Annotated in this window: 4 protein-coding genes; all 4 read left to right on the top strand. The window is 74.9% G+C overall.

What is annotated here, in order from left to right; genetic code table 11:
• The first annotated feature begins 112 nt into the window (after window positions 1–112).
• The 4 genes from ACQKIP_RS42565 to ACQKIP_RS42550 all read left to right on the top strand — a co-directional run bounded on the left by ACQKIP_RS42565 (window position 113) and on the right by ACQKIP_RS42550 (window position 3,650).
• Entirely contained in the window at window positions 113–1,078 is a 966-nt protein-coding gene (locus ACQKIP_RS42565; RefSeq protein WP_365865348.1) for an ABC transporter permease, read from the top strand.
• Entirely contained in the window at window positions 1,071–1,949 is an 879-nt protein-coding gene (locus ACQKIP_RS42560) for an ABC transporter permease (protein WP_427745467.1), read from the top strand. Before ACQKIP_RS42565 ends, ACQKIP_RS42560 begins: the two co-directional genes overlap by 8 nt.
• Before the next feature lie 71 nt (window positions 1,950–2,020).
• A complete protein-coding gene (locus ACQKIP_RS42555) occupies window positions 2,021–2,938 on the top strand; it encodes an ABC transporter ATP-binding protein (RefSeq protein WP_365865347.1) in 918 nt (305 codons plus the stop codon).
• Window positions 2,931–3,650: an ABC transporter ATP-binding protein gene (locus ACQKIP_RS42550; protein ID WP_365865234.1), complete on the top strand. Its 720-nt coding sequence runs from the start codon at window positions 2,931–2,933 to the stop codon at window positions 3,648–3,650. Before ACQKIP_RS42555 ends, ACQKIP_RS42550 begins: the two co-directional genes overlap by 8 nt.
• Window positions 3,651–3,761: the final 111 nt, after the last annotated feature.

Here is a 3,761-nt window from a genome sequence, read left to right as displayed (position 1 = left end):
CCACCCAGACCGAGCCGCACGACCACGGCCTCGCGTCCGGCCCGTGGTGGAACGTCGAGGACTGGCAGCCGCAGCAGTGACATCCGCGCTCCGCAAGCTCCCCTGGGGGCCGATGGCGCGCATGACGGGACGGCGGGCCCTGTTCGCCGTCCCGGTCCTGCTCGCCGTGACCTTCGGCGTCTTCGCGATCGCCGCCGCGTCCCCCTTCGACCCCGTGAAGGCCTACGCGGGCACGGCCGGACTCACCGCCTCGCAGGAGAACCTCGACCAGCTGCGCGCCAACCTCGGCGTCGACCAGCCGCTCGTGCAGCGCTGGTGGGACTGGCTCACCTCGGCCGTCAGCGGCGACCTGGGGGACTCCAGCACCCTGCGCCAGCCCGTCGCCGACGTGATCGGCGAGCGCATCGGCTGGTCCGTGCTGCTCGCCGCCACCGCGTTCCTGCTGGCGATCCTCGTGGGCACCACGCTCGGCGTGCTCGCCGCGCGCCGCCCCGGCGGCTGGCTCGACCGCGCCGTGACCTCGCTCGCCTACACCCTCGAAGCCGCGCCGCCGTTCTGGGTCGGGCTGCTCGCCGTCTGGCTGTTCGCCCTGAAACTGGGCGTGCTGCCCTCGGGCGGGCTCACCGACACCGCGAGTTCGGCCGTCACCGCCGGACAGGTCGCCGGCCATCTCGTGCTGCCCGCCGCCGTCCTGGCGATCTCGCAGCTCCCGTGGTTCGTGCTCTACGTACGCCAAGGGGTCGGCGACGCACTGGGCGACGACCCCGTCCGGGGCGCACGCGCGCGTGGCCTCGCCGAACGGACCGTGCTCCTGGGCCACGCCCTGCGCTCGGGGATGCTGCCGGTGCTCACCCTGATCGGCTCCCGCGTGCCCGAACTGATCACCGGGGCGCTCCTGGTGGAGACCGTCTTCAGCTGGCCCGGCATCGCGGCGGCCACCGTGTCGGCGGCGACCGCCGTGGACTTCCCGCTGCTCGCCGCGCTCACCGTCCTGGCCACGGCGGCGGTGCTCCTGGGCAACTTGCTGGCCGACCTGCTGTACGGCCTGGCCGATCCGAGGGTGGGATTCGATGGCTGAGACGACGACGTGGCGCGCCTCCATGGGAGGCGCCGCCAAAAGCCGCTCCACGCGCGCGGGGCGGGTGGGTTCCTCCGCGGTGATCGTCGCCGCGGTGATCCTCGCCGTCCTGCTCGTGCCACCGCTCGTGAACCTCGACGAACAGGCCGTGAACCTCGCGGCCAAGCTCCGGCCGCCGTCCCCGGAGCACCCGTTCGGCACCGACGACGTGGGACGCGACCTGCTCCTGCGCTGCGTGTACGGGCTGCGGGTCTCGCTGCTCGTGGGCGTGGTGGCGGCGGTCGTGGCCACCGTCATCGGCACCGCCGTGGGCGCGCTCGCCGCCGCGTCGGGCGGCTGGGTGGACCGGGTCGTGATGCGGCTCGTGGACGTCTTCTCGTCGGTGCCGCATCTGCTGCTCGGCATCTTCATCGTGGCGATGTTCCGCCCCGGCGTGTGGCCGGTGGTCGTCTCCGTCGCGCTCACGCACTGGCTGTCCACGGCCCGCATCGTGCGCGCCGAGGTCCTGTCGCTGCGCTCGCGCCCGTACGTCGACGCGGCCATCTCCGGCGGCGCGTCGCGCCTGCGCGTCATCGTGCGCCATCTGCTGCCCGGCGTGCTCCCGCAGGCCGGACTCGCCGCCGTCCTGATGGTGCCCCACGCCATCTGGCACGAGTCCGCCCTCTCCTTCCTCGGGCTCGGACTCCCCACCCACCAGGCCAGCCTGGGCACCCTCGTGCAGAGCGCGCGCGGCTCGCTCCTTGCGGGGGACTGGTGGCCGACGCTCTTCCCCGGCCTGTTCATCATCGTGCCCACCCTGGCGATCGCCGGCCTCGCGGGCGCCTGGCGGGAACGGATCAATCCCCGGCGCCGATCGGAGCTGATGCTGTGACCGAGCCCGTCTCGTCCCCGTCCCCCGTGCCCCCGGTGCTCTCGGTGCGCGGCCTGTCCGTACGGTTCCGCATGCGCGGCGACACATACGTGTCCGCCGTCACCGACGCCTCCTTCGACCTGGCGGCGGGGGAGTGCCTGGCCCTCGTCGGCGAGAGCGGCTGCGGCAAGTCCGTGCTCGCGTCGGCGCTGCTCGGGCTCCTTCCGCAGAACGCGCAGAGCGCCGGGTCCGCGCTCACCGGCGACGTGGACTTGATGACCGCCGACGAGCGCACCCTGGCCCGCACGGTCCGGGGCCGGCGCGTGGGCCTCGTACCGCAGAGCCCGGCCGCGCACCTGACGCCGGTGCGCACGGTCCGCGCCCAGCTGGAGGAAACCCTGCGGGAACTGGCAGGCGTGCGCCGCCCGCAGCTGCGCAAGTCCGCCGAAGCCGCCGCAGAGCGGGCCGCGTTCCCCGCCGGGCACCTGGACCGCTACCCGCACGAGCTCTCCGGCGGCCTCGCCCAGCGCGCCGCCACCGCGCTCGCGCTCATCGGCGACGCACCGCTGCTGCTCGCCGACGAGCCGACCACGGGCCTCGACCGCGACCTCGTCGACCGCACGGTGGACGAACTGCGCAGGCACGTCGGCGACGACCGCGCGCTGCTCCTGATCACCCACGACCTGGCCGCGGCCGAGCGGATCGCGGACCGCGTCGCCGTGATGTACGCGGGACGCATCGTCGAACTCGCCGACGCGAAGGACTTCTTCGGCGCGCCCGGCCCCCGCCACCCCTATGCGCGCGGCCTCCTGAACGCCCTGCCGGAGCGGGAGTTCACGCCAATCCCCGGCATGCCGCCCGAACTGTCCGCGCTGCCGGACGGATGCGCGTTCGCGGCGCGCTGCCCGGCGGCGGACGAGGCCTGCGCCAGCGTGCCGCAGACCGCGGACGGCGTCGCCTGCCACCACCCGAGCCCGGCGGCGGCCGTCCTGGAGGCCCCTCATGCTTGAACTGCGTTCCGTCACCGCCGGATACGACCGCCGCGCCCCCGTCATGCGCGGCGTCGACCTCACCCTGGCGCCCGGCGCCTCCGTCGGCCTGCTCGGCCCCAGCGGCTGCGGCAAGTCGACCCTGGCCCGGGTCGCCGCCCTGCTGCACAGGCCCGACGCGGGCCGCGTCGTCATCGACGGCGAGCCCGCCCGCGGCTGGCGGCACCGCGCTCCCCGCGCCCAGCGCACCGCCTTCGGCGTCGTCTTCCAGCAGCCCCGGCTGTCCGCCGACCCGCGCCTCACCCTCACGGACCTGATCGCCGAGCCGCTGCGGGCGAACGGGCGCGGAGCCGAAGCCGCCGCGCGTGCGGGGGAGTTGGCGGTCACCGTCGGTCTCGGCGCCGATCTCCTGGGCCGCAGGCCGCACGAGGTCAGCGACGGACAGCTGCAGCGGGCCTGCCTGGCCCGCGCCCTGGTGCTCCGCCCGCGCTGGCTGATCTGCGACGAGATGACGGCGATGCTGGACGCCTCGACGACGGCGGCGCTCGTGCACGCCGTGGAGGAGTACCGGCGCGAGAGCGGCGCGGGGCTGCTCGCAGTCGGGCACGACCGGGTGCTCCTCGAGCGGTGGTGCGAGCGGACCGTCCACTGGGACGAGCTGGTCCCGGGCGGTACGCAGCCGGCCGGGCACGCTCCGGACGCCGGCCGTGAGGCGGAGCCCGAGGTGGCCTGAGGGGCCCGGAGGGGGTGTGGGGTTCGGGGAGTGAACGCGGGGCGTCGATAGCGCCAACTCGCGTCGCGACGGGGTTTCTTGACGCGGGCATGGCCTCATACTCACTGAGGC

The organism is Streptomyces sp. NPDC059900, assembly GCF_050270335.1.
Classification (GTDB): Bacteria; Actinomycetota; Actinomycetes; order Streptomycetales; family Streptomycetaceae; genus Streptomyces.
This window is presented reverse-complemented; position numbering and strand designations above follow the sequence as displayed.

Excerpts from the sequence above, each read along its gene's own strand:
- ACQKIP_RS42560 (WP_427745467.1), top strand. The coding sequence starts at position 1,071 with ATGGCTGAGACGACGACGTGGCGCGCCTCCATGGGAGGCGCCGCCAAA.
- ACQKIP_RS42550 (WP_365865234.1), top strand. The coding sequence starts at position 2,931 with ATGCTTGAACTGCGTTCCGTCACCGCCGGATACGACCGCCGCGCCCCC.
- ACQKIP_RS42555 (WP_365865347.1), top strand. The coding sequence starts at position 2,021 with ATGCGCGGCGACACATACGTGTCCGCCGTCACCGACGCCTCCTTCGAC.
- ACQKIP_RS42565 (WP_365865348.1), top strand. The coding sequence starts at position 113 with ATGGCGCGCATGACGGGACGGCGGGCCCTGTTCGCCGTCCCGGTCCTG.